Source organism: Streptomyces sp. LZ34 (assembly GCF_053890475.1).
In genome coordinates, this window is the sequence record NZ_CM132680.1 from 2,346,792 (window position 1) to 2,370,015 (window position 23,224).

Sequence of the window (23,224 nt, forward strand, 5' to 3'; positions counted from 1 at the left end):
CCTCCAACGACCGGGCCCCGCACACTGAATGCCCCGTGCGAGATCGACGGACGGCTGTGAGATGACCGGGGTGGCGGGGATGGACCTTCACGAGGCTGCGCGGCACCGCGTACTGATCGTGGAGGGCTGTGCCGGCGCCACCCGGGCCGGGCTGCTGACCTGGCTGGCCCACCGCCACGGGTTCGCCGTCGAGCGCTCGCCCACCGAACTGCCCGCGCTCGACCCGGCGCGGCCGTACCGGGAGATGCTGCGGCGCGCCGGGCCGCTCGCGGTGGACTCCGGGTTCGTCGGCGAGCTCGTCTACGGGCCGCTGCGCCGGGGACACTCCCGGGTGACGTGGATCGAGGCCTTCGACTTCGCCGAGACGGTGGCCGAGCGCGGCGGCGCGTTCGTCCATCTCACGGCTCCGCCGCCGACGCCCACGGAGCGGCCGGCCAGGCGGGGCGCCGTGGCCACGGCCGCGGCCATGGCGGAGACCGAGGCCGCGACCGCCGCCTATGAGCGCGCCTTCACGACCCTCTCCCAGCACGTCCCGGTGTTCACCGTGGGCTCAGGCGCCGTGAAGTATCCCGCCGCGGCGGTAAGTTGGAGCTCCGAGCACGGCCTCACGCATGGCAGGAGAATCCCTAGATGACTCACGGCTCGTCCACCCCCGGTCGGCAGGCGGCCTTAGGCAAGATCGATACGTCCGTGCCGCACTCGGCTCGCATCTGGAACTACTGGATGGGCGGCAAGGACAACTACGAGGTCGACCGGATCGCCGGCGACCAGTACCGCCAGGTCGCGCCGAACATCGAGGACATGGCCCGCGCCTCCCGGGCGTATCTGATCCGCACGGTGACGCATGTGGCCGGGGAGGCCGGGATCCGGCAGTTCCTGGACATCGGCACCGGGCTGCCGACGTACGACAACACCCACCAGGTCGCCCAGCGGATCGCCCCCGAGGCCCGCATCGTCTACGTCGACAACGACCCCCTGGTGCTCAGGCACGCCCAGGCCCTGCTGACCAGCACCCCCGAGGGCGTCACCGACTACATCGACGCCGATCTGCACGAGCCCGACAGAATCATCGAGGCCGCGAGCAAGACGCTGGACTTCAGCCGCCCCGTCGCGCTGATGCTGATGGGCATCCTGGGCCATATCCAGGACTATGACGAGGCTGTGGCCATCACGCGGCGGCTCCAGGAGGCGCTCCCCTCCGGCAGCTACTTCGTGCACTACGACAGCACGGACACGGACCGGGCGCTCAAGGAGGCCCAGCAGGGCTACGACGACACCGGTGCCGTCCCGTACGTCCTGCGCCCCCTCGACCAGATCACGCGCTTCTACGACGGGTTGGAACTGATCGAGCCCGGCATCGTCTCCTGCCCCCTGTGGCGCCCCGAGCCCACCGACGCGCCCATCGAGAAGACGGACGTCCACGGGGGCGTCGCACGCAAATCCTGAGGACCCCGTTCCTCCCCGGACAGAGCCGCCTCTCCCCGGTGCGGACCGGGCAGAGGCGGCTCTGTCTGGGTAGCGAGCATTTTCCACTGAATTGGCTCCCCCGGCATCACAGCGCTTCACGGAATAGAATTGCCGATTCCTTGACACGAAGAAGCGTGACCTTGCTACGGTCCTCCCTGAACGGGTGGCGGCCACGCGAAGACACGGCCCGCCATACGGCTTTTGCGCGGTGAAAGGCATCGGACATATCCGGCCTAGCATGCCGGCGTAACGGGGGAACAGAGTCGTGAGTTGGCGTCGACGCCGTACTGTCTGTCGTTTATCCCGCCGCACCAGGGGTGGGGTCCGCGAGCTTTATGCACCCTGGCTCGTAGCGGAATTCTGAATCCCCCTCCCGAGGCCGCTCCTCCCATTTCGTCACCGCATTTGTCGCCGAATCCGTCCCCAGACCAGGAAGGCGCTTTTGTGATGCCCAGACCCACGACTTCCAGATTGCCCTCACTGACCGGCTTGCGGTTCCTCGCCGCGGTCATGGTGTTCTCCGTACACGGATCGGCGGTGGCCGTCTTCCGGGACGGCGAGGTCACCGCCGACTACTACCGGTGGTTCAGCAATGCCGGCCCGGTCGGCGTCTCGTTCTTCTTCATCCTCAGCGGATTCGTACTGACCTGGTCGATGCGGCCCTCCGACACCACACGAAGATTCTGGCGCCGCCGGATCGTCAAGATCTTTCCCAACCATCTGGTAACGCTCGCCGCCGCCCTGATCCTGATGTCGCTGACCAGCACGGCGATCGCGTTTCCCGAAACACTCCCCAACGTGTTCCTGCTCCAGGCCTGGGTGCCGGACACCGCTTATGTGTCCACGGGCAACGAGGTGAGCTGGTCGCTGTCGGTGGAGCTGTTCTTCTACCTGTCCTTTCCGCTCCTCATCAAGGTCATCGGCAAGCTCTCGCCGAGCAAGCTCTGGTACGCCGCCGTGGGAATCGCCGCCCTGATCGTGCTGGTGCCGGTGATCTCCCGGAACCTCGTGACGGGCTACCCTCCCTACCCGACCCTGCCGGTGTCGTACGAGCAGATCTATTTCGTCTATGTCTTCCCGGTGTGCCGCCTGCTGGAGTTCGTCCTTGGCATGCTGATGGCCCGCATCCTGCTCACCGGCCGGTGGATCGGTCTGGGCGTCCTGCCCGCGGCGCTGCTGGGGGTCGTGGCGTACGTGGGCACCATCCACATCGAGCACCCGGCGCTCTACGACTACGGGACGCCGACCGTCATCCCCCTCGCGCTGTTGATCACGGCCGCCGCCGTGTCGGACGTCAAGGGCCGGCAAACCTGGCTGAGCAGCCGTGCCATGGTGTGGCTCGGGGAGATCTCCTTCGCCTTCTACCTGGTCCACCACATGGTCCTGAAGTACGGCCACCGGGCGTTCGGATCGCAGCCCAACGCCATTGGCCAGCCCTCCGGGCCGATGTGGTCGACCCCTGTCGGCATCCTTTTCCTGGTGGGCGGCCTCCTCGTCTCGATCCTCGTGGCCTGGGGTCTGTACGCGCTGGTCGAGCGCCCCGCCATGCGTCGCTGGGGTCGCTCGCCGGCAGCCGCTGATGCCGCGGCCGCGGCGACCGCCCGGACCGAGGTCTAACGGATCTGCATACCGGACAGGGTGCGGGCGATGACCAGCCGCTGGATCTCGCTCGTGCCCTCGAAGATCGTGAAGATCGCCGCGTCGCGGTGCATCCGCTCCACCGGGTACTCACGGGTGAATCCGTTGCCCCCGAGGATCTGCACCGCCTGGGCCGTCACCGCCTTCGCCGTCTCCCCGGCGAAGAGCTTGGACATCGACCCCTCGGCGGCGGTGAAGGGCTTGCCCGCGGTGGCCATCCAGGAGGCGCGCCACACCAGCAGGCGCGCCGCGTCGATCCGGGTGCGCATGTCGGCGAGCTGGAAGGCGATGCCCTGGTTGTCGATGATGGGCCGGCCGAACTGCACCCGGTTCTTGGCGTATTCGAGCGCGACCTCGTACGCCGCGCGGGCCACGCCGACCGCCTGGGCGCCGACCGCCGGGCGCGAGGCCTCGAAGGTCGCCATGGCGGCGTTCTTGCCGCGCTCGGTGCCGGCGCGGGCCCGCTCGCGGGCGCGGGCGAGGCGCTCGTCGAGCTTCTCCTTGCCGCCGAGCAGACAGTGGCCGGGGACGCGGACGTCTTCCAGGACCACCTCGGCGGTGTGCGAGGCGCGGATGCCGTGCTTCTTGAACTTCTGGCCCTGGGAGAGGCCGGGCGTGCCCGGGGGCACCACGAAGGAGGCGTGGCCGCGGGCGCCCAGCTCCGGGTCGACGGAGGCGATCACGACGTGGACGCCCGCGATGCCGCCGTTGGTGACCCAGGTCTTGGTGCCGTTGATGACCCATTCGTCCTTGGCCTCGTCGTAGACGGCCCGGGTGCGCATCGCGGCGACGTCCGACCCGGCGTCCGGCTCGGAGGAGCAGAACGCGGCGACCTTCACGTCGTTCGCGTCGCCGTACATGGGCGGGATCCAGGTGCCGACCTGTTCCTCGGTGCCGTTGGCGAGGACGGCGACGGCGGCCAGGGAGGTGCCGACGATGGAGAGCGCGATGCCTGCGTCGCCCCAGAAGAGCTCCTCCATCGTCATCGGGATGCCGAGGCCGGTGGGGTCGAAGTACTGCTGGGCGTAGAAGTCCAGCGAGTACAGTCCGATCTTGGCGGCCTCCTGGATGATCGGCCAGGGGGTCTCCTCCCGCTCGTCCCATTCCGCGGCGGCCGGGCGCACCACATCGACCGCAAATCCGTGAATCCAGTCGCGGACCGCCTTCTGGTCGTCGTCGAGCTCGAACGAGAATTCCGGCATTACCCCTCCACCTGACTATTACCGTCGGTAACTAGAGTCTGTTACTCATGAGTAGACGATGTCAACTCCCCCCGCCGATCCACCCCCTCGCACCAGCCAAGGGTGTTACGTTTCGCAGGCGTAAAGAAGCATCAGGGGGCGGGAGGCGACTTCATGGACACCGGCACCAGCCAGCGCGACGATCAGCAGCAGGCGGCCCAGCGGCGGCGCAAGGAGCTGCTGGAGGCGGCGGACCGGGTGGTGCTGCGGGACGGGCCCGACGCCTCGATGAACGCCATCGCGGCGGAGGCGGGCATCACCAAACCCATCCTGTACCGCCACTTCGGCGACAAGAGCGGGCTCTACCGCGCCCTCGCCAAGCGCCACACCGACGCGCTGCTCGCCTCACTGCGCGCCGCCCTCGACGCCCCCAACGACCGCCGGGAGCGCGTCGAGGCCACGCTGGACACCTATCTGGCGGCGATAGAGGCACGCCCGCAGGTCTACCGCTTCCTGATGCACCCCGCCGAGGACGCCCCCCAGGCGGAGCGGGGCTTCGACGTCGGCCGCCACTCGGCCCCGGTGCTGCGCCGCCTCGGCGAGGAGCTGGCGAAGGTGATCGCCGATCGGCTCGAGCTCGGCCCCGGCGGCACGGAGCTGGCCCGGGTCTGGGGACACGGGATCGTCGGCATGATGCACGCGGCGGGCGACTGGTGGCTGCGCGAGCGGCCCTGTTCCCGCGCCCAGTTGGTGAGGCATCTCACCGATCTGCTGTGGGGGCGGCTGACCACGATGGACGACCGCGTCGGCGCGCCCGGCTTCTGAGCGGGGACGGGGCCACAGGGTCTGGACGGGGCCACAGGGTCTGGACTGGGCCACAGGGTCTGGACTGGGCCGCGGTTCTGGACGGGGTCACAGGTCTAGGAGGCGTCCGCGGCCCAGGGCGCCCGCCGTACGGCCCGCAGCGCCCGGCGGCGGCGCAGTCCGGTGAGCCGGTCGGTGAACAGGCGCCCGTCGAGGTGGTCGCACTCGTGTTGCAGACAGCGCGCGAAGAAGCCCGTGCCCTCCACCCGCACCGGCTCCCCGGTCACGGTCACGCCCTCCACGACCGCGTGGTCGTGGCGCGGGGTGCCCGCCTCGATACCGGGCAGCGAGAGACAGCCCTCCGGCCCCCGTACCGTCACCCCGCCGACCTCGACCAGCCGCGGATTGACCACATGCCCCAGGTGCCGGCGGTCCTCGTCGTCCGGGCAGTCATGGACGAACACCCGCAGACCCACCCCGACCTGATTGGCGGCGAGACCGACGCCCTGCGCCGCGTACATCGTCGCGTACATGTCCTCGACCAGCCGGACCAGGGCCGCGTCGAAGACGGTGACCTCCTCGCAGGGCATGGCCAGCACCGGATCGCCGAGCAGCCGCATCGGCCGCACCAGTCCGTGACTGCCCGGGATCGCGCCGTTTCGCATGGCAACAAAGCGTACGCGTCCGGTGAGGGACGCACGGCGCCGCTGCGGGCTTACGCACGGCGCGGCCGCGGGCTTACTCGTCTAGGTTGTGCGGGTGAGATTCGGGACAGCCCCCGGATCTCGATAGGCTGATCCCCGACCGTGGCCTCCCGGCTGGCGATTCGGCCCGGAGGGGGCGTACCACCGGCGCCTCAGGGGGCAAGCGCGGCGCCGGTATGCGAGGAGGACGAAGACGATGGCAGGCAACTCGGAGCCGCTGTCGCCGCGGGCCAAGCTGGCCGTGACGGCGGGCAAGGCCGCGGCGGCGGTGTCGCGGGCGGCGGGCCGCGGCAGCGGATCGGTGATCGGCGGCAAGGTGGCTCTGCGGCTCGATCCCGAGCTGCTGGGCAGGCTGGCGCGGCACCTGGACGTGATCCTGGTGTCGGCGACCAACGGCAAGACCACGACCACCCGGCTCATCGCCGAGGCGCTGCGGGCGGCCGGGCCGGTCGTCTCCAACGCGCTCGGGGCGAACATGCCCGCTGGTATCACCTCGGCGCTCGCCGGCGGCTCCGACGCCCGCTACGGCGTGATCGAGGTCGACGAGAAGTACCTCGCCGGGGTGGCGCGCGACACGGAGCCGAAGGCCATCGCGCTGCTCAACCTCTCGCGCGACCAGCTCGACCGGGCCGCCGAGACGCGCATGCTCGCCGAGAAGTGGCGTGAGGGCCTCTCCGGCACCAAGGCCGTGGTGATCGCGAACGCGGACGACCCGCTGATCGTCTGGGCCGCCTCCTCCTCGCCCAATGTGGTCTGGGTCGCGGCGGGCCAGGAGTGGAAGGACGACGCCTGGTCCTGCCCGTCCTGCGGCGGCGTGCTCCAGCGCCCCGGCGACGACTGGGTCTGCGCGGACTGCGGCTTCCGCCGCCCCGTCCCCACCTGGGCGCTCAACGGCGACTACGTTCTGGACCCGCACGGCTCGGCCTGGCCGATCCACCTCCAGCTCCCCGGCCGCGCCAACAAGGCCAACGCCGCCACCTCGGCGGCCGTCGCGGCGACCTTCGGGGTGCCGCCGCAGGTGGCGCTGGAGCGGATGTACCAGGTCCAGGCGGTCGCCGGACGGTACGACGTGGTCACCTTCCAGGAGCGCCAGCTGCGGCTGCTGCTGGCCAAGAACCCCGCCGGATGGCTGGAGACCTTCTCCCTGATCGACCCGCCGCCCACCCCGGTGATCCTGTCGGTGAACGCCCGCGGCGCGGACGGCACCGACACCTCCTGGCTGTGGGACGTGGACTACACCCGGCTCGCCGGGCACCCGATCTGTGTGATCGGCGACCGCAAGCTGGACCTGGCGGTGCGGCTGGAGGTCGCCGGGCTGGACTTCCGGGTCTGCGAGACCGTGGACGAGGCCGTGCAGATCGCCCCGCCCGGCCGGATCGAGGCGATCGCCAACTACACCGCGTTCCAGGACCTGCGCCGCCGCGTGGGCAACTGAGTCCGCAGCACGAGTGAGTCCCCACGAGCGAAAAGGGCATAAGGGAATTGCGACGGATGAACCAGAACAGCCTGCGCCTGGTGTGGGTCTACCCGGACCTGCTGAGTACCTATGGCGACCAGGGGAACGCGCTGGTGGTGGAGCGCCGGGCGCGCCAGCGCGGACTGGAGGTCTCCCGCCTCGACGTCCGTTCCGACCAGCAGATCCCCACCTCCGGTGACATCTATCTGATCGGCGGCGGCGAGGACCGGCCGCAGCGGCTGGCGGCCGAGCGGCTGCGCCGCGACGGCGGGCTGAACCGCGCGGTGTCCAACGGCGCCATCGTGTTCTCGGTGTGCGCGGGCTACCAGATCCTGGGTCATGAGTTCATCAACGACCTCGGGCAGCGCGAGCCGGGCCTGGGGCTGCTCGATGTGGTCAGCACCCGGGGCGAGGGCGAGCGCTGCGTCGGCGATGTGCTGGGCGACATCGACGACCGGCTGGGGCTGCCGCCGCTGACCGGCTTCGAGAACCACCAGGGCGTCACCCACCTGGGCCCGGCCGCGCGCCCCTTCGCGCGCGTCCGGTTCGGCAACGGCAACGGCACGGGCGACGGCACCGAGGGCGCGTACAACGACACCGTCTTCGGCACCTACATGCACGGCCCGGTGATGGCGCGCAACCCGCACATCGCGGACCTGCTGCTGAAGCTGGCGCTGGATGTGAACGCGCTGCCGCCGGTGAACGACCAGTGGTACGAGGCGCTGCGCAACGAGCGGATCGCGGCGGCCACCCAGACCTCCGCATAGGCCTCACGGGCCTCGTATCCGGCGGCCCGCCGGCCCCGGGCGCCCGCATGGCGGACACACCACGGCCCCGCCGCCCCCCTCGCTTGTAGGGTGGCGGGGTCCCGCCGGACGCCGCGGTCCGGCCGTCAGCCCACACTGCAGAGGTATCAGGGCCATGCGCATTGGTGTGCTCACATCCGGCGGCGACTGCCCCGGCCTGAACGCTGTGATCAGGTCCATCGTGCACCGCGCGGTCGTCGACCATGGCGACGAGGTGATCGGCTTCCAGGACGGCTGGAAGGGCCTGCTGGAGTGCGACTACCGCAAGCTCGACCTGGACGCCGTGAGCGGCATCCTGGCGCTCGGGGGCACCATCCTCGGCTCCACCCGGGTGCAGCCCACGCGGCTGCGTGACGGCGTCGAGCGCGCCAAGGGACATGTCGCCGAGCTCGGCCTGGACGCGATCATCCCGATCGGCGGAGAGGGCACGCTCAAGGCGGCCCGGCTGCTGTCGGACTCCGGGCTGCCGATCGTCGGCGTCCCCAAGACGATCGACAACGACATCGCGTCCACCGATGTGACCTTCGGCTTCGACACGGCGGTCGGGGTGGCCACCGAGGCCCTGGACCGGTTGAAGACCACCGCCGAGTCGCACCAGCGGGTGTTGATCGTCGAGGTCATGGGGCGGCACACCGGCTGGATCGCGCTGCACTCCGGCATGGCCGCGGGCGCCCACGCGATCGTGGTGCCGGAGCGCCCGTTTCACATCGACGAGCTGACCAAGGTCGTCGGGGCGCGCTTCGAGGCGGGCAAGAAGTTCGCGATCGTGGTCGTGGCGGAGGGCGCCAAGCCGCGCGAGGGCACCATGGCCTTCGAGGCGGGCGGCAGGGACGTCTACGGACATGAGCGGTTCGCCGGCGTGGCCCGGCAGCTCGCCGTCGAGCTGGAGCGGCGCCTGGAAAAGGAGGCGCGGCCGGTGATCCTGGGGCATGTCCAGCGGGGCGGCACGCCGACGGCGTACGACCGGGTGCTGGCCACCCGGTTCGGCTGGCACGCGGTCGAGGCCGTGCACCGCGGCGACTTCGGAAAGATGACGGCGCTGCGCGGCACGGACATCACGCTGGTGCCGCTCGCGGAGGCCGTGGAGCACCTCAAGACGGTACCCGCGGAGCGGTACGCCGAGGCCGAGTGCGTACTCTGAGTACCGCGTCAGCCGAGAACTGGGGCTGACGCCGGGACCATCAATTGCGCCACCACTACGGCGAGTAACCACGTCCGCGAAAGCGGCGCCGGCTTGGGCGCAAAAGGGAGACACATGGATCACGGCGGGCACGGCATGCCCATGGATCTGCCGCCGTTCACGCTGTCGCGCGGGCTGGAGTTCGGCGGGGACACGTTCTTCCTGATCGGCTGCATCGTGGCGCTCGCCCTGTACGGCTGGGGCGTGGCGCGGCTGATGCGGCGCGGCGACCGCTGGCCGGTGAGCCGGACCGTGTCGTTCGCGCTGGGGGTCCTCACCATCGCGCTGGTGATGTGCACGAAGCTCAATGACTACGGCATGGTCATGTTCAGCGTGCACATGGTCCAGCACATGGTCGTCAGCATGGTCTCCCCGATCCTGCTGCTGCTCGGCGCCCCGGTGACGCTGACCCTGCGGGCCCTGCCGACGGCCGCGCGCGGCCGCAAGGGGCCCAGGGAGCTGCTGGTCGCGCTCTTGCACAGCCGCTATGTGCGGATCGTCAGCCACCCGGCGTTCACGATCCCGCTGTTCATCGCGAGCCTCTACGGGCTCTACTTCACCCCGCTCTTCGACTTCCTCATGGAGAGCAAGGTCGGGCATATCGCGATGATGTCCCACTTCCTGCTGGTGGGCCTGTTCTTCTTCTGGCCGATCATGGGGGTGGACCCGGGCCCGCACCGGCCCGGCTATGTGATGCGGATGCTGGAGCTCTTCGCGGGCATGCCCTTCCACGCCTTCTTCGGGATCGCCCTGATGATGGCGAGCGAGCCCATGGTCGGCGCCTACGAGCACCCGCCCGCCTCGCTCGGCATCGACGCGCTGTCCGACCAGACGGCTGCGGGCGGCATCGCCTGGGCCTTCAGTGAGATCCCCTCGGTGATCGTCCTGGTCGCGCTGGTCGCCCAGTGGTACAAGTCCGACCAGCGCCAGGCGCGGCGCGCGGACCGTACGGCGGACCGGGACGGCGACCAGGAGCTCGCGGCGTACAACGCCTATCTGGCGTCGCTCCAGGCCCGCGGCCGGTAGGCCGCTTTCGGTCGGAGAAGAGCATCACTTCGCTGCCCTCGCCGCCTGACGCTCTCTAGCGGTGAGGGCGGTGTCCGTAAGACCATGTCCTCTGGGCCGTTGGGGGCTGAGGAGGTTGCGGGGATGCCCGGATCTGCGAAGGCGATGACAGCGTGCACGGTAGGGGGCCTGGTCCTGGTGACCGCGTACTCGGTGGCCCTCGGCAGCAATGGGTGGCTCTGGTTCGGCTGGGTGGTGCTCGGGCTGCTCACCGTCGGGGTGGTGGTGGCCCGGGCCTGAGCCCGCGCCACAGGGAACGCCACCACGACCGGCGCCCGGAGGGCCGCGCCCCGGGCTCGGCGACCACCGCGCGCGGCAGCGCCGGCGGGTTCGGCGGGCTCGACGCGTCCGGCGGGCTCGACGCGTCCGGCGGGCTCGACGCGTCCGGCGGGTCCGACCGGTTCGGCGTGGGCATATAGCGGGCCAGGAAGTCCGGTGCCAGCAGGCCTGTCTCGGTCTCCACGGTGTCCGAGCCGCCGTGGCGCGGCGTGAACTCTGCGGGCAGCGACACCAGGTGGCGGGAGATCCATGAGGCCGTCCAGCTCAGCTCGGTCTCCGGGGCCGCCAGCCGCAGATCGGGCAGGCGCAGCAGCAGGGTGTCGATGCCGGTGTCGGTGATGGCACGGCCGATGTCCTGGCCTGGGCATTCGTGCGGCCCGCCGCTGAAGGAGAGGTGCGAGCGGTTGCCGTACATGGGCGCGGCGATGTCGGGGCGGATGGCGGGGTCGACGTTACCGGCGGCCAGGCCGAGCAGCAGCATGTCCCCGGCCCTGATCTGCCGCCCGCCCAGCTCCGTGTCGCCGGTCGCCCAGCGGCCGGGGATCACGGCGAGCGGCGGTTCGTTCCACAGCACATGCTCGATGGCGTCCGGCAGGGTCATCTGCCCGCCGGCCAGGGAGGCACGGAAGCGCGGGTCGGTGAGCACCATCCGCAGCGTGTTGGCCATCAGGTTGGTGGTGGTCTCGTTGCCGGTGAGCAGCACGAGCCGCAGATGCTGGACGACCTCCTCCCGGGTCAGCCCGGAGGGGTGGTCCAGCAGCCAGGAGGCCAGGTCCGCGCCGGGCTCGGCGCGCTTGCGCGCCACGAGGTTCTCCAGGGTCTCGGTGACGTACGCATTGCTGCTGAGGGCCGTCTCCGTGCCCTTCATCAGGTCCCGGGTGGCCTCGACCAGGCGCGGGCCGTACTCGTCGGGCATGCCGAGCAGATGGGTGAGCACCAGCATGGGCAGCTGCTGGGCGAATGCGGTCACCAGCTCGGCGTGCCCGTCGGCGGCGAACGCGTCGACCAGTTGGTGGGTGAACCGGGTGATCTGGCGGCGCATCCCACGCCGGTCGAAGCGGTTCATGCTCTCGGTGAGCGCCGCGCGCAGCCGCTCGTGCTCGGCGCCGTCGGCGAAGGTGCACATGGGCTGCCAGCCGACCACCGGCAGCAGCGGCGAGTCGGGGGCGACCCGGCCTTCCCGCCAGTCGCCCCAGTGGCGGGAGTCGCGGGAGAAGCGGGAGGGGGTGCGGGCCACTTCCAGGTTCTCCCGGTAGCCCAGGAGCAGCCACGCGGGCAGGTCGCCGGCGAGCCGGACGGGGGCCACCGCGCCGTGCTCGGCGCGCAGCCGCTCGTAGAGGCCCATCGGGTCGGCTTCGTTCTCGGGGCCGAAGAGGTCCGCCGCGGTGCCGGAGCGGATGGCGGCGTGGGCGGGGCATCCGGGGGGAGGCAGGGCCGCGGGCCCGGCGCCGAGGTGGTCCGTGCCGAGGTGGTCCGTGCCGAGGTGGTCGGCGTTGAGATGGTCGGCGCTCCAGGGGCCGGTGCCCAGGTGGTCGGGGGGTGGGGTCACGGGGTCTCCGGGGTCACGGTGATGAGGGAGCGCAGATAGCGCACAAGAGTCAGCAGGGTGTCGCGGCTGGACCCGCGGTCCCGGGCGTCACAGTCGATCATGGGTACGGAGTCGGGCAGGTCCATCGCGGCGCGCAGCTCGGACATGGGGTGGACGGGGGCCCCGGGGAAGGCGTTGACGGCGACGACGAAGGGCACGGCGCGCTCCTCCAGCCGCCCGACCACGTCGAAGCTGACCTCCAGGCGCCGGGTGTCGACGAGCACGACGGCGCCCAGGGCGCCCTCGAACAGGCCGTCCCACAGGAACCAGAAGCGCTCCTGGCCGGGCGTGCCGAACAGATAGAGCACCAGCCGGTCGTTCAGGCTGATCCGGCCGAAGTCCATCGCCACGGTGGTCTCGGTCTTGCGCTCCACCCCGGCGATGTCGTCCACGCCGACCCCGGCCTGGGTCATGGTCTCCTCAGTGGTGAGCGGCCGGATCTCGCTCACCGAGCCGACCATCGTCGTCTTGCCGACGCCGAACCCCCCGACGATCACTACCTTGACCGCCGAGCTCACCGAGGGCGGCAGGGTGTCCTCGCTGCGCGGTCCGACGAGCGCTTCGGAGCCGGCACGCGTTTCAGAGCCGGCGAGCGCTTCAGAGCTTCTGTAGTCCATGCATCACCGCCTGGAGGAGTTCGGGGTCGGGCAGCGCGGCGGCGGGGACCGGCGCCCGGGTTTCCACCTGATCGTCTCCGAGCAGGTCCGTGAGCAGCACGGCGACCGCGGAGACGGGCAGGGCCAGATACGCGGAGATCTCGGCGACGGACAGCGGGAACTGGCACATCCTCAGCAGGGCCGCGCACTCGGGGCGCGTCCCCGGCTCCGGCTCGGCCCGCGCCACGATCAGGGTGACCAACTCGACGTCGGCCCGCCCGGACCGGCGCGCGCGGTTGTCGGTGAGGGTGTACAGCCGCTCGGGGGCGCCTTCGGCGAGGCGCTCCCGCGGTTCGCTCATGCCGTCCGCCCGTCGACACGTGGTGGGCTGCTCAGGTGTTCGCCGAGCCGGGCCACCAGGCTTCTCATGCACTGGCCCATGAGCCCGGCGTCCACGCTCTCCTCGGCCAGCACCGCCAGATACGCTCCGACGCCCGCCGCCATCAGATAGAAGAACCCGCCGCCGACCTCGATGGCGACCAGTCTCATCCGCCCGTCGCCCGCGGGGAATTCGGCGGCGATCGCCCCCGAGAGGCTCTGCAGCCCCGCGCAGGCGGCGGCCAGCCGGTCGGCGGTTTCCTCGTCGGTGCCGATCTGTGCCATGCACAGGCCGTCCGAGGAGAGGAGCACCACGTGGCGGGTCTGCGGAACGCTGGTCGCCAGGTCCCGGAGCATCCAGTCCATGTTGTACCGCGGTTGCGTCACTTGCCTATTCACCCTTATCCGACTCATGCGAGGTGTTCGACGATTCATCACCGTGCGGACGGCCGGATTCGGTGTTCTCGGCCGCACCGGAAATGCCGTTGAAGAACGGGGCCAGCCACAATCCCGGCTCCACGGGCGGCTCGGCCGACGCCGGGGGCCCCGGTCGCGCGGGCGCGGAGCCGGTCTCGACCCGGACGGGCCGGGTGACCTGGGGCATCCGACGGCGACGCTGCGGCAGTCCGACGGTGTTGTGCGGCACCGGGACGCGAACCCGACCCGCGAGGTCGGGGCCGGGGCCGGTACGCGTCGGCGGCGGGGTGGGCGTCGGCCGGGTCACCGGCTTGGGCGGGGGCAGCTTGGCGGCCACGGCGATCATGCCGCCGGGCGCGGGGGTGGTGCAGGTGATGTTCTGCGGTACGACCAGGACCGCGCGGACGCCGCCGTACGCGGAGGGGCGCAGCGAGAACTGGAAGCGGTACTTGTGGGCGAGCCTGCCGACCACCGCGAGCCCCAGGCGCGGCGTCTCGCCCAGGTCGTTGAGGTCGAGCCCGGCCGCCGCGTGGGCCAAGACCAGGTCGGTGCGTCTGCGGGCCTCCTCCGTCAGGCCCACCCCGGCGTCCTCGATCTCGATGGCGACCCCGGACTGGACCTCGACCGCGGTCAGGTGCACCCGGGTCTTCGGCGGTGAGTAGCGGGTGGCGTTGTCCAGCAGTTCGGCCATGGCGTGGATCAGCGGCTCGACGCTCGGGCCGACGATGCCGACGTCCGCCACCGAGTGCAGATCGACCCGCTGGTACTCCAGGATCCGCGACATGGCGCCGCGGCAGACGTTGTACAGCGGCACCGGGTTCTGCCACTGACGGCCCGGGCGGGAGTTGCCGAGTACCGCGATGCTGTCCGCCATCCTGCCGATCAGCGCGTTCCCGTGGTCGAGGTGGAGCAGATCGTCGAACACCTCGGGGTCGGCGCCGTGCTTGTCCTCCATCTCCCGCATGTCGTAGGCCTGCTGGTGGGTGATGGCCTGGACGCGACGGGCGATGTTGACGAAGGCCCGCTGTGCGGCGTCCCTGAGGTCCTCCTCGGCCCGCACGGTGTGCAGCATCGCCTCCAGGACCGCCCGGTGCGCGGACTCGAAGTCCGGGTCGAGGCACGGCGCGTGGTCGATGTCCTTCATCACGTCGGCGGGCTCCGCGCCGCGCCGCAGCCGATCCACGGCCACGGGGAGCAGTTCCTTGGCCAGCCGCCTGGTCTCCACCTCCTGGTCGACCAGGCGCTGCCGCAGCGCGGCCTCCCGCTCGGCGGCCTTCAGGCGCAGCACCGCGGTGGCCCGCCCGCGGCGCACCGCCTCCGCCGCCGCCACGGCCACCGCCAGCGTCGCCGCCAGGCCGCACCAGACGACCGCCGCCCGCGCCCCGGTGGGGACCCGGGCCGCGGCCAGGGCGGCGGCCAGCGCCGTCGCGGCGGGAGGGATCAGCCATACGAGCGCGGAGGCGGGCCGCCGGCCTCCAGGTGACGAGCCAGCAAAAACCATGGGCGTCCTTAAGAACAGCGGAGAGAACAACGGAGAGAACAACGGAGAGAGCAATGGAGAGAGCAACGTGGGAAACCGCGTGCGAAAAGCTCGTGATGAGCCGGAGCCCGCTATGAGCCAAGGAGCATAGCGCTTTCGCCAGATGCCGAGACGAATATGCGTTTTTCTCGATAATGCACTGAAGCATGAATGGAAATAGCGCAAGAACCGATCAGGTTCTTTCATTTTCATTGCTTCATCGAAATCTTTTGGACCGGGCGGCCGTTGCGCCCAGAGCGGATCAGCGCAGGGCGAACGGGCCTGGGCCAGGGCGCCGGAGGGCTCGTAGCGTCCCCGTATGACCATGGGAAACGCATTCGTGATCGGGGCCACGGGACAGATCGGGCGGGCGGCAGTGCGCGCGCTCGCCGCCGAGGGCTGGCAGGTGCGGGCCGCCTCGCGCGGCGGCGGCCGCGACGAGCGGTGGCCCGAGGACGTACGGACCGTGACCGTGGACCGGGAGGACGACGCCGCGCTGGCGGCGGCCCTCGGGGACGGCTGCGATGTGCTGCTGGACTGTGTGGCCTACGGGGCGGGCCACGCCCGGCAGTTGCTCGGCCTCGCCGATCGGATCGGCTCGGCGGTGGTGATCTCCAGCTGCGCCGTCTACCAGGACGACCGGGGCCGCGGCTTCGACACCCAGGACGAGCCGGACGGCTTCCCGGAGTTCCCGGTGCCGCTCCCCGAGTCGCAGCCGACCGTCCCGCCGAGCGAGGACACCTACAGCACGGCCAAGGTCGCGCTGGAGCAAGAGCTGCTGGACGCCGGGGACCGGCTGCCGACCACGCTGCTGCGCGCCGGGGCGATCCACGGCCCGCACAGCCCCCTGCCCCGCGAGGCGTACTTCGTCAAGCGGGTGCTCGACGGGCGGCCGGTGCGGATCCTCGCCCACGGGGGCGCGAGCCGGTTCCACCCGGTGCACGTGGACAACCTCGCCGAGCTGGTCCGCCTGGCCGCCCGCAAGCCCGGCTCCCGGGCGCTCAACGCGGGCGATCCCCAGGCGCCGACGGTCGCCGAGATCGCGGCCGCGGTGGACGCGGCGATGGGCGCCACCAGCGAGCTGATCACGATCGACGGCGAGCCGCCGCGCCCGGGCCTGGGACAGACCCCCTGGAGCACGCCCCGGCCGATGGTGTTGGACATGTCGGCGGCGGAGCGCGAGCTGGGCTACCGGGCGGCGACCGGGTACGTCGAATCACTGCCGGAGACGGTGGAGTGGACGGCCCGTCAGCTGGCGGGCGGCCGGGACTGGCGGGAGGCGTTCCCGCTCCTGGCGAAGGCGTACGGGCCGCCGGGCGATCTCTTCGACTACGCCACGGAGGACGCGTGGCTGGCCGAGGGCGGGCGGTGATCCTGCTGACGGCCAACAGGGCGCGCTGACGGCGCCGGGCCCCGTTCCGTGGGTGCGTACACACCCGCGGAACGGGGCCCGGGCCCGGTTCGCTCCGGCTACTTGGCGGCAGCCGGGGCGGGCGTGGCGTGCGGGCCGCACGTCACGTCCTGGGCGTCCACCGTGCCCTTCAGCAGATAGGCGTCCACCCGGTCGTTGATGCACGCGTTGACCAGGCCGGTGACACCGTGCGAGCCGGCGTCCTTCTCGGTGATCAGACGCGAGCCCTTCAGCCGCTTGTGCAGCTCGACGGCACCGTCGTACGGGGTGGCGGCGTCGCGCGTGCTCTGCACGATGAGCGTCTTCGGCAGCCCCTTGTCCGCGCCGACCTCCAGCGGGGTCTGCTGCGGGGCGTCCCAGGTGGCACACGGCAGGTTCATCCAGGCGTTCGCCCAGGTCATGAACGGGTAGTCCGTGTGGAGCCGGGTGTTGTCCCGGTCCCAGGTGCGCCAGCTGGTCGGCCACTTGGCGTCGGCGCACTCCACCGCCGTGTAGACGGCGTTGCCGTTCTCCGAGGCGATGTTGCCCGCGGTGTCGGACAGGTCCGGGCCCGCCGCCTCGACCAGCTGCTTCTCGTCACCGGCGAGATAGGCGCTCCACACCGCGGCGACCGGGGCCCACGAGGAGTCGTAGTACGGCGCGCTCTGGAAGAAGCCCACCAGCTCGGCCGGGCCGACGACCCCGCCGATCGGGTGCTTCTTGGCGGCCGCGCGCAGCGTCTCCCACTGCTTCTGGACCTTCTCCGGAGTGTCGCCGATGTGGTAGGTCGCGTCGTTCTTGGCGACCCACGCCGTCCAGTCCTTCCAGCGGGTCTCGAAGGCGACGTCCTGGTCCAGGTTGGCCTGGTACCAGATCTTCTCCCGCGACGGGTTGACCACGCTGTCGACGATCATGCGGCGCACATGCGTCGGGAAGAGCGTCGCGTACACGCCGCCGATGTAGGTGCCGTAGGACACGCCGAGGTAGTTGAGCTTCTTCTCGCCGAGCGCGGCCCGGATGACGTCGATGTCCCGAGCCGTGTTGGGCGTCGTCAGGTACGGCAGCATCCATCCGCTGCGCTCCGCGCAGCCCTGCGCGTACTCCTTGGCGAGCTTGCGCTGTACGCGCTTGTCCGCCTCGCTGTCCGGCACCGGGTCCAGCTTCGGCGCCTTGACGTACTCCTGCGGGTCGGCACAGGAGATGGCAGCCGAGTGGCCGACCCCGCGCGGGTCGAAGCCGACGAAGTCGTACGCCTTCGAGGTCTTCGTCCACAGCGGGTTCTCGGTGGTGACCCGGCGCGGGAACTTCAGGCCGGAGCCGCCGGGCCCGCCCGGGTTGTAGATCAGCGCACCCTGGCGCTCGGTGGCGCTCCCGGTGTTGCCGATCCGGTCCACGGCGAGCTTGATGGTGCGGCCATACGGCTTGGCGTAGTCGAGCGGGACCGTCACATAGCCGCACTGGATGGGCTTCTCCAGAGCCCAGTCGGCCGGGCAGTCCTGCCAGTCGATGCCCGCGTCGGCGGCCCTGGCCGCGGCGATCTGAACGCCGCGCGCCTCCGCCGATCCCCCCGGCACACGCCCCTTCGCGTTGGCCATGGGCGTGGCCAGTGCGCCCGCTATCAGCGCCCCGGTGAGCACGCCGCCGGCCGCGCCGAGCATTGCTGTACGTCTCACGTAGGTAATCCCCCTGCTCAATTCGCGCCGCGCGGTCGCGGCGATGATCACAGAGTGTCAGGAGGATCCTCGCGCCTCACTGACCGGTCGGTACAGGGCAAAGCATGAAATCAGCGTTTCTTTATCAACACATGAACATCCTGCCATCGACGGCCCCTTGGACGGCCTCGCGCCACCCGGACACGTCGCGGCCGGCCACGTCGTCGAACAGCCGCCGCAGCCGCAGCGCGTCCGGCGCCACCGCGGTGACCAGGGCGGCGGGGCCCGCGAGCGGGGTGAGGACCGCCGTCTCGCCGAGCTGCCGGACGGGCACCGGCCGGTCCTCGAACGCCGGGTCGACGAACACGAGTTGACCGGTCGCCCGGAACCCGCCGAGGACCGCGCCGCCGTCCCAGCCGGGCGTCCCCGGCCCGTAGCCGAGCTCCTGGTCCAGCAGGAGCCGCCCGGCGCGGTACACCGTCAGACGGTTCGTCAGCCGCCCCGGCGGCTCTCCGGCCCGGCCGAGTACCTGCTCCTCGCGCAGCAGCAGACGGGCGGTGGGGGCGAGCTCGACGCGGCAGGCCATCCGCAGGTCGCTGCCGCGCGCGGAGATGAGCGGCTCGGGGTGCCAGCACAGCGTCGCGCCCTCGCCGACGGTGAGCCGTATGTCGTAGTGGGCGGGCTCGGCCGACCGGCCGGGCAGGGCGATGGTGGCCGCCGCGGAACCGACGCACAGCCGCGCCCCGGGCCCGGCCACCACATCGAGGGCGAGCCGGTCCCCGCCGAGCGGGGCGCTCATCGCCCCGACCACGGTCACCCGCGCCTCCGCCTCCACCGCCCGGGTCCGCCGCAACGCGAGCGGCCCGCCCCCGGCGAGCACGGGCAACGCGGTCCCGCCACGCCCGTCCGCCTCGGCGACGATCCGGGCGACGGCCCGCACGCCCGACGCGGGGGTGGGTACGCCTGGAGCGGCAGGACGCACGCCTGATGTGGCGGCCGGTTCGTCCCACTCAGCGGGCCGCACGCCGCCCGCCGAGGCGGGCAGGGCCCCCTCGGCCGCCTGCGCGCCTGGCGCGGCGGCGGGTACGCCTGGCCCGGCGGGACACACGCCTGCCGGCGGGGCGGGTACGCCCGACGCGACCGCCCGAACACCCGACACAGTGGCGGGTACGCCTGGGACGGCGGGACCCACGTCCGCCGCGGCGACGGGTACGCCCGACACCGCGGGCCGCACGCCGCCCGCCGAGGCGGGCAGGGGCCGCTCGGCCGCCCGTGCGCCTGGCGCGGCAGCGGGTACGCCTCGCTCGGCGGGACGCACGCCCGCCGCCGCGACCGGTCCCCCTGCCGCAACGCGTTCTGCGTCCGCGCCGGCGGTCGGGGCGGGGGCGCGTCGGCCTCGCTGGCCGGGCGGGGGGCCCGCGGCCGGGGCTGCCGTGGCCCGCGGGCCGCATCCGTCCGGCGGAGGCGGCGGCGTCACGCGCGGGCCGCCGTCCAGTCGGCCAGCCGCTCGCGCACCCAGTCCGCGACCGGCTTGACGCCGTTCTCGGCGACCAGGGACGTGAAGGCGACGGGCAGGTCGCCGCGCTGGACGCGCGCGTCACGGGCCATGCGCTCCAGGTCGGAGCCGACGTAGGGCGCGAGGTCGGTCTTGTTGACGACCAGGAGGTCGGCGGTGGTCACGCCGGGCCCTCCCTTGCGCGGGATGTCGTCGCCGCCCGCCACGTCGATGACGAAGATCTGGGCGTCGACCAGTCCCTTGGAGAAGGTCGCGGTGAGGTTGTCGCCGCCGGACTCGATGAAGACGATGTCGAGGCCGCCGAGCGGGCCGATGGCGTCCTCGAGGTCCTCGACCGCTTCGAGGTTGGCGGAGATGTCGTCGCGGATCGCGGTGTGCGGGCAGGCGCCGGTCTCCACGGCCGTGATGCGCGTCGCCGGCAGGACGGCGTTGCGCAGCAGGAACTCGGCGTCCTCGCGGGTGTAGATGTCGTTGGTGACCACGGCGATCGACAGCTCGTCGCGCAGCGCGCGGCACAGCGCGGCGACGGTCGCGGTCTTCCCGGACCCCACCGGGCCGCCGAGGCCGATGCGCAGGGCGCGGCGGGTGCCGTCGGGGCGGCGGGGGTCGGCGGCGCTGTAGGTGTGGCGCTGGGGGTAGGCGCCGGCGTGGTCGAGATGGTCGTCGAGATGCATGACGGCTCCGGATGGCTCGGGGGCGGGGCTCGGATGGGGTGCGCCGCCGCGGCGCTACCGCGGTTCCGCCGCGGTTCCGCCGCGGTTCCCCCGCGGCTGCTGCGGCTTGCGGCTGCTGCGGCTCCTACGAGGCGAAGAGGCGTACGGGCCAGGCCGCGTGCGCTTCGGCGGTGATGTCGAGCAGCGGCGCGGAGGCGGCGGGCAGCACGTCCGGGCCCTCGTCGAGGGCCCGTCGGGCCGCCTCGGCGGCCTGTGCCGCGACCTGGTCGAGCTCGGGGACGAGGCGGGCCAGCACGGCGGTGGCGTCGAAGGGGTTCAGGCTCAGCAGCCGTACGGCGGCGGTCGCGGGCCCGCTGACCGACTCGTACGCGGCGATGTGCGCGGCGTCCGGCGGGCTCGCCCCGGCGGCGCGCACGGCGAGGCCGAGGACGATCGGCTGGTGGACGCCGCGCGGGCGGGCCGTGGCGAGGGCGTCGAGCTCCGGGCCGGGCCAGGTGGCCCGTGCGGCGCGCATCATCTGGCGGCCGAGCCGCCGAGCGGTGGCGCGCAGGGCGGGGGCCGGGGTACGGGCGTCGGCGGCCTCGTCGAGCACCAGCGGGTCGAGCCCGGCGGCGGCCGCGGCGGCGAGCCCGGCCGCGGTGAGCCCGGCGGTGTGCAGCCGGCCCCGGCAGAACTCCTCCAGGGACCCCGCGTCCCGGATCCGGCCCGCCTTGACGGCGGCCTCGGCGCCCCCGGAGTGCGCATGGCCTCCGGCGGGGAACCGGCCGTCGGCGAGGACGAGCAGCGCCGCCCGGGCGGCGGGCCCGCCCCCGGAAGTGCTCGCGTCCTCGGGCACAGGCATGGTCTGCACATACACCTCGGAACCTCAGAACCTCAGAAGAGGAAGTAGCGCTGGGCCATGGGCAGTTCCGTCGCCGGGGCCGGTTCGACCGGCTCGCCGTCGATGGTCACCGTGAAGGTGTCGGGGTCGACCTCGACATGCGGGCGGGCGTCGTTCTCCCGCATGTCGGCCTTCGTGACGCCGCGCGTGCTGCGGATCGGGGCGAACCGCTTGCCGAGGCCGAGCCGCTCCACCAGGCCGTCGTCGAGCGCGGTCCGCGTGACGAAGTTGAGCGAGTTCGCGGCCGGGGCGCGGCCGATCGCGCCGAACATGGGACGTGGCAGGACCGGCTGCGGCGTGGGGATGGACGCGTTGGCGTCGCCCATCTGCGCGTACGCGATCTGTCCGCCCTTGATGACCAGTTGCGGCTTGACGCCGAAGAACGCCGGGTCCCACAGCACCAGATCGGCGAGCTTCCCGGTCTCCACGGAGCCGATCTCGCGGTCCAGGCCTTGGGCGACGGCCGGGTTGATGGTGTATTTGGCGACATAGCGACGTGCCCGGTGGTTGTCGGCGCGGCCGTCGCCGGGCAGGGCGCCGCGCCGGCGCTTCATGACGTGCGCGGTCTGCCAGGTGCGCAGCACGACCTCGCCGACCCGCCCCATGGCCTGGGAGTCGGAGGAGATGATCGAGATGGCGCCGAGGTCGTGCAGGATGTCCTCGGCCGCGATGGTGCTCGGCCGGATGCGGGACTCGGCGAAGGCGAGGTCCTCGGGGACGGCGGGGTTGAGGTGGTGGCAGACCATCAGCATGTCGAGGTGTTCCTCGACGGTGTTGACGGTGTGCGGGCGGGTCGGGTTGGTGGAGCTGGGCAGCACGTTCGGCTGGGAGACCACGGTGATGATGTCCGGCGCGTGCCCGCCGCCCGCGCCCTCGGTGTGGTACGCGTGGATGGAGCGCCCGGCGATGGCGGCGAGTGTGTCGCCGACGAAGCCCGCCTCGTTGAGCGTGTCGGTGTGGATGGCGAGTTGGGCGCCGCTCTCCTCGCACACCCGCAGGCAGGCGTCGATGGCGGCGGGGGTGGCCCCCCAGTCCTCATGGATCTTGAACCCGAGGGCGCCGCCCCGCAGCTGGGAGTACATCGCCTCGCGCGAGACGGTGTTGCCCTTGCCGAGCAGCCCGATGTTGACGGGACAGCCCTCCAGTGCCTCGAACATCCGGGCCAGATGCCAGGGGCCCGGCGTGATGGTGGTCGCCTTGGTGCCCTCGGCGGGTCCGGTGCCGCCGCCGACCAGGGTGGTGATGCCCGCCGCGAGTGCCTCGTCGGCGATGGTCGGGGAGATGAAGTGGACGTGGGCGTCGATGGCCCCGGCGGTGAGGATCTTGCCGTTGCCCGCGATGACCTCGGTCTCCGGCCCGATGACGAGGTCGGGGTGGACTCCGTCCATGGTGTCCGGGTTCCCCGCCTTGCCGATGCCGGTGATCCGGCCGTCGCGCAGGCCGACGTCGGCCTTGACGATGCCCCAGTGGTCCAGGATCACGGCGCCGGTGATCACGGTGTCGGGGGTGCCTTCGGCGCGCGTGGCGCGGGACTGGCCCATGGACTCGCGGATCACTTTGCCGCCGCCGAAAACCGCTTCGTCCCCGGCGCGCCCGGGGCCGCCGGCGCGGTCCTCCTCGATCTCGATGAGGAGGTCGGTGTCGGCGAGCCGTATACGATCGCCGGCGGTCGGCCCGAAGAGATCCGCGTACGCGGCGCGGCTGAGTTCAGTCATCGAGAGAGCCTCCGATTTCCCCGCGCAGCCCGGGTACGACGCGCTCGCCCGCTATCGGGACCAGCTCGACCTCGACAGGGATGCCGGGCTCGAAGCGCACGGCGGTGCCCGCGGCGATGTGCAGGCGCTTGCCGTGGGCGGCGGTGCGGTCGAAGTCGAGGCCGGGGTTCGCCTCGGCGAAGTGGTAGTGGGAGCCGACCTGGACGGGCCGGTCGGCGGCGTTGAGCACGGTGAGGCGGGTGACGGGACGGCCTTCGTTGAGGCTTATCGGCTCGTCCGCGTGCAGGATCTCTCCGGGTATCACGGAAGGCGCCCTCCG

The 23,224-nt window shown here is 71.8% G+C and carries 23 protein-coding genes; 10 read left to right on the forward strand and 13 right to left on the reverse strand.

The window, feature by feature from the left end:
- The first annotated feature begins 79 nt into the window (after positions 1 to 79).
- The 3 genes from ACWY4P_RS08425 to ACWY4P_RS08435 all read left to right on the forward strand — a co-directional run bounded on the left by ACWY4P_RS08425 (position 80) and on the right by ACWY4P_RS08435 (position 3,084).
- Complete coding sequence (locus ACWY4P_RS08425) at positions 80 to 634, forward strand: hypothetical protein (protein WP_456209615.1); 555 nt, start codon at positions 80 to 82, stop codon at positions 632 to 634.
- Positions 631 to 1,446: an SAM-dependent methyltransferase gene (locus ACWY4P_RS08430; protein ID WP_456209617.1), complete on the forward strand. Its 816-nt coding sequence runs from the start codon at positions 631 to 633 to the stop codon at positions 1,444 to 1,446. The genes ACWY4P_RS08425 and ACWY4P_RS08430 overlap by 4 nt, the downstream gene beginning before the upstream one ends.
- Positions 1,447 to 1,938: 492 nt before the next feature.
- The gene (locus tag ACWY4P_RS08435; protein WP_456209618.1) at positions 1,939 to 3,084 is read left to right on the forward strand and encodes an acyltransferase family protein; all 1,146 of its coding nucleotides are present in this window, start codon (positions 1,939 to 1,941) and stop codon (positions 3,082 to 3,084) included.
- Here ACWY4P_RS08435 and ACWY4P_RS08440 read toward each other — a convergent pair.
- Entirely contained in the window at positions 3,081 to 4,307 is a 1,227-nt protein-coding gene (locus tag ACWY4P_RS08440) for an acyl-CoA dehydrogenase family protein (protein ID WP_456209619.1), read from the reverse strand. The two genes, ACWY4P_RS08435 and ACWY4P_RS08440, sit on opposite strands and share 4 nt — an antisense overlap.
- 153 nt (positions 4,308 to 4,460) lie before the next feature.
- On the opposite strand from ACWY4P_RS08440, the gene ACWY4P_RS08445 reads away from it, so the two are divergent.
- Positions 4,461 to 5,111, forward strand: a complete 651-nt coding sequence (locus tag ACWY4P_RS08445; RefSeq protein ID WP_456209620.1) for a TetR family transcriptional regulator — start codon at positions 4,461 to 4,463, stop codon at positions 5,109 to 5,111.
- A gap of 95 nt (positions 5,112 to 5,206) precedes the next feature.
- On the opposite strand, the gene def is transcribed toward ACWY4P_RS08445, so the two are convergent.
- On the reverse strand, positions 5,207 to 5,755 hold the full coding sequence (gene def / locus ACWY4P_RS08450; RefSeq protein WP_456209621.1) for a peptide deformylase: 549 nt from the start codon (positions 5,753 to 5,755) through the stop codon (positions 5,207 to 5,209).
- 235 nt (positions 5,756 to 5,990) lie between these two features.
- On the opposite strand from def, the gene ACWY4P_RS08455 reads away from it, so the two are divergent.
- The 5 genes from ACWY4P_RS08455 to ACWY4P_RS08475 all read left to right on the forward strand — a co-directional run bounded on the left by ACWY4P_RS08455 (position 5,991) and on the right by ACWY4P_RS08475 (position 10,541).
- A complete protein-coding gene (locus ACWY4P_RS08455; protein WP_456209623.1) occupies positions 5,991 to 7,229 on the forward strand; it encodes a MurT ligase domain-containing protein in 1,239 nt (412 codons plus the stop codon).
- Positions 7,230 to 7,285: 56 nt separating this feature from the next.
- Positions 7,286 to 8,017: a type 1 glutamine amidotransferase gene (locus ACWY4P_RS08460; RefSeq protein WP_456209625.1), complete on the forward strand. Its 732-nt coding sequence runs from the start codon at positions 7,286 to 7,288 to the stop codon at positions 8,015 to 8,017.
- 154 nt (positions 8,018 to 8,171) lie between these two features.
- Positions 8,172 to 9,197, forward strand: coding sequence for a 6-phosphofructokinase (locus tag ACWY4P_RS08465; protein ID WP_456209626.1), 1,026 nt, complete (start codon positions 8,172 to 8,174; stop codon positions 9,195 to 9,197).
- 114 nt (positions 9,198 to 9,311) lie between these two features.
- Positions 9,312 to 10,262 carry a cytochrome c oxidase assembly protein gene (locus tag ACWY4P_RS08470; protein WP_456209627.1) on the forward strand — a complete coding sequence of 317 codons (951 nt, stop codon included), beginning with the start codon at positions 9,312 to 9,314 and terminating at the stop codon, positions 10,260 to 10,262.
- Positions 10,263 to 10,385: 123 nt separating this feature from the next.
- A complete protein-coding gene (locus ACWY4P_RS08475) occupies positions 10,386 to 10,541 on the forward strand; it encodes a hypothetical protein (protein ID WP_043488071.1) in 156 nt (51 codons plus the stop codon).
- On the opposite strand, the gene ACWY4P_RS08480 is transcribed toward ACWY4P_RS08475, so the two are convergent.
- The 5 genes from ACWY4P_RS08480 to ACWY4P_RS08500 form a co-directional block, all read right to left on the reverse strand.
- Positions 10,510 to 11,925, reverse strand: a complete 1,416-nt coding sequence (locus ACWY4P_RS08480; protein WP_456212854.1) for a cytochrome P450 — start codon at positions 11,923 to 11,925, stop codon at positions 10,510 to 10,512. The genes ACWY4P_RS08475 and ACWY4P_RS08480 overlap by 32 nt on opposite strands.
- Before the next feature lie 200 nt (positions 11,926 to 12,125).
- Positions 12,126 to 12,785, reverse strand: coding sequence for a GTP-binding protein (locus tag ACWY4P_RS08485; protein WP_456209628.1), 660 nt, complete (start codon positions 12,783 to 12,785; stop codon positions 12,126 to 12,128).
- Entirely contained in the window at positions 12,766 to 13,125 is a 360-nt protein-coding gene (locus ACWY4P_RS08490) for a DUF742 domain-containing protein (RefSeq protein ID WP_456209629.1), read from the reverse strand. Before ACWY4P_RS08490 ends, ACWY4P_RS08485 begins: the two co-directional genes overlap by 20 nt.
- Positions 13,122 to 13,508 carry a roadblock/LC7 domain-containing protein gene (locus tag ACWY4P_RS08495; protein ID WP_456212855.1) on the reverse strand — a complete coding sequence of 129 codons (387 nt, stop codon included), beginning with the start codon at positions 13,506 to 13,508 and terminating at the stop codon, positions 13,122 to 13,124. The genes ACWY4P_RS08490 and ACWY4P_RS08495 overlap by 4 nt, the downstream gene beginning before the upstream one ends.
- A gap of 25 nt (positions 13,509 to 13,533) precedes the next feature.
- Positions 13,534 to 15,060, reverse strand: coding sequence for an ATP-binding protein (locus ACWY4P_RS08500; protein WP_456209630.1), 1,527 nt, complete (start codon positions 15,058 to 15,060; stop codon positions 13,534 to 13,536).
- 337 nt (positions 15,061 to 15,397) lie between these two features.
- Here ACWY4P_RS08500 and ACWY4P_RS08505 point away from each other — a divergent pair, with 337 nt between their 5' ends.
- Entirely contained in the window at positions 15,398 to 16,450 is a 1,053-nt protein-coding gene (locus ACWY4P_RS08505; RefSeq protein WP_456209632.1) for an NAD-dependent epimerase/dehydratase family protein, read from the forward strand.
- Between the two features lie 98 nt (positions 16,451 to 16,548).
- Here ACWY4P_RS08505 and ACWY4P_RS08510 read toward each other — a convergent pair whose 3' ends face one another.
- From ACWY4P_RS08510 to ACWY4P_RS08535, 6 genes are all read right to left on the reverse strand, one after another.
- Entirely contained in the window at positions 16,549 to 18,126 is a 1,578-nt protein-coding gene (locus ACWY4P_RS08510) for an alpha/beta hydrolase (RefSeq protein ID WP_456212856.1), read from the reverse strand.
- A gap of 139 nt (positions 18,127 to 18,265) precedes the next feature.
- Positions 18,266 to 19,102: an urease accessory protein UreD gene (locus ACWY4P_RS08515; RefSeq protein ID WP_456209634.1), complete on the reverse strand. Its 837-nt coding sequence runs from the start codon at positions 19,100 to 19,102 to the stop codon at positions 18,266 to 18,268.
- Between the two features lie 491 nt (positions 19,103 to 19,593).
- On the reverse strand, positions 19,594 to 20,310 hold the full coding sequence (gene ureG, locus ACWY4P_RS08520; RefSeq protein ID WP_456209636.1) for an urease accessory protein UreG: 717 nt from the start codon (positions 20,308 to 20,310) through the stop codon (positions 19,594 to 19,596).
- A gap of 124 nt (positions 20,311 to 20,434) precedes the next feature.
- A complete protein-coding gene (locus tag ACWY4P_RS08525; RefSeq protein ID WP_456209637.1) occupies positions 20,435 to 21,151 on the reverse strand; it encodes an urease accessory protein UreF in 717 nt (238 codons plus the stop codon).
- 32 nt (positions 21,152 to 21,183) lie between these two features.
- Positions 21,184 to 22,905, reverse strand: a complete 1,722-nt coding sequence (locus ACWY4P_RS08530; RefSeq protein ID WP_456209638.1) for an urease subunit alpha — start codon at positions 22,903 to 22,905, stop codon at positions 21,184 to 21,186.
- Positions 22,898 to 23,209, reverse strand: a complete 312-nt coding sequence (locus ACWY4P_RS08535; RefSeq protein WP_456209639.1) for an urease subunit beta — start codon at positions 23,207 to 23,209, stop codon at positions 22,898 to 22,900. Before ACWY4P_RS08535 ends, ACWY4P_RS08530 begins: the two co-directional genes overlap by 8 nt.
- Between the last annotated feature and the right edge of the window lie 15 nt (positions 23,210 to 23,224).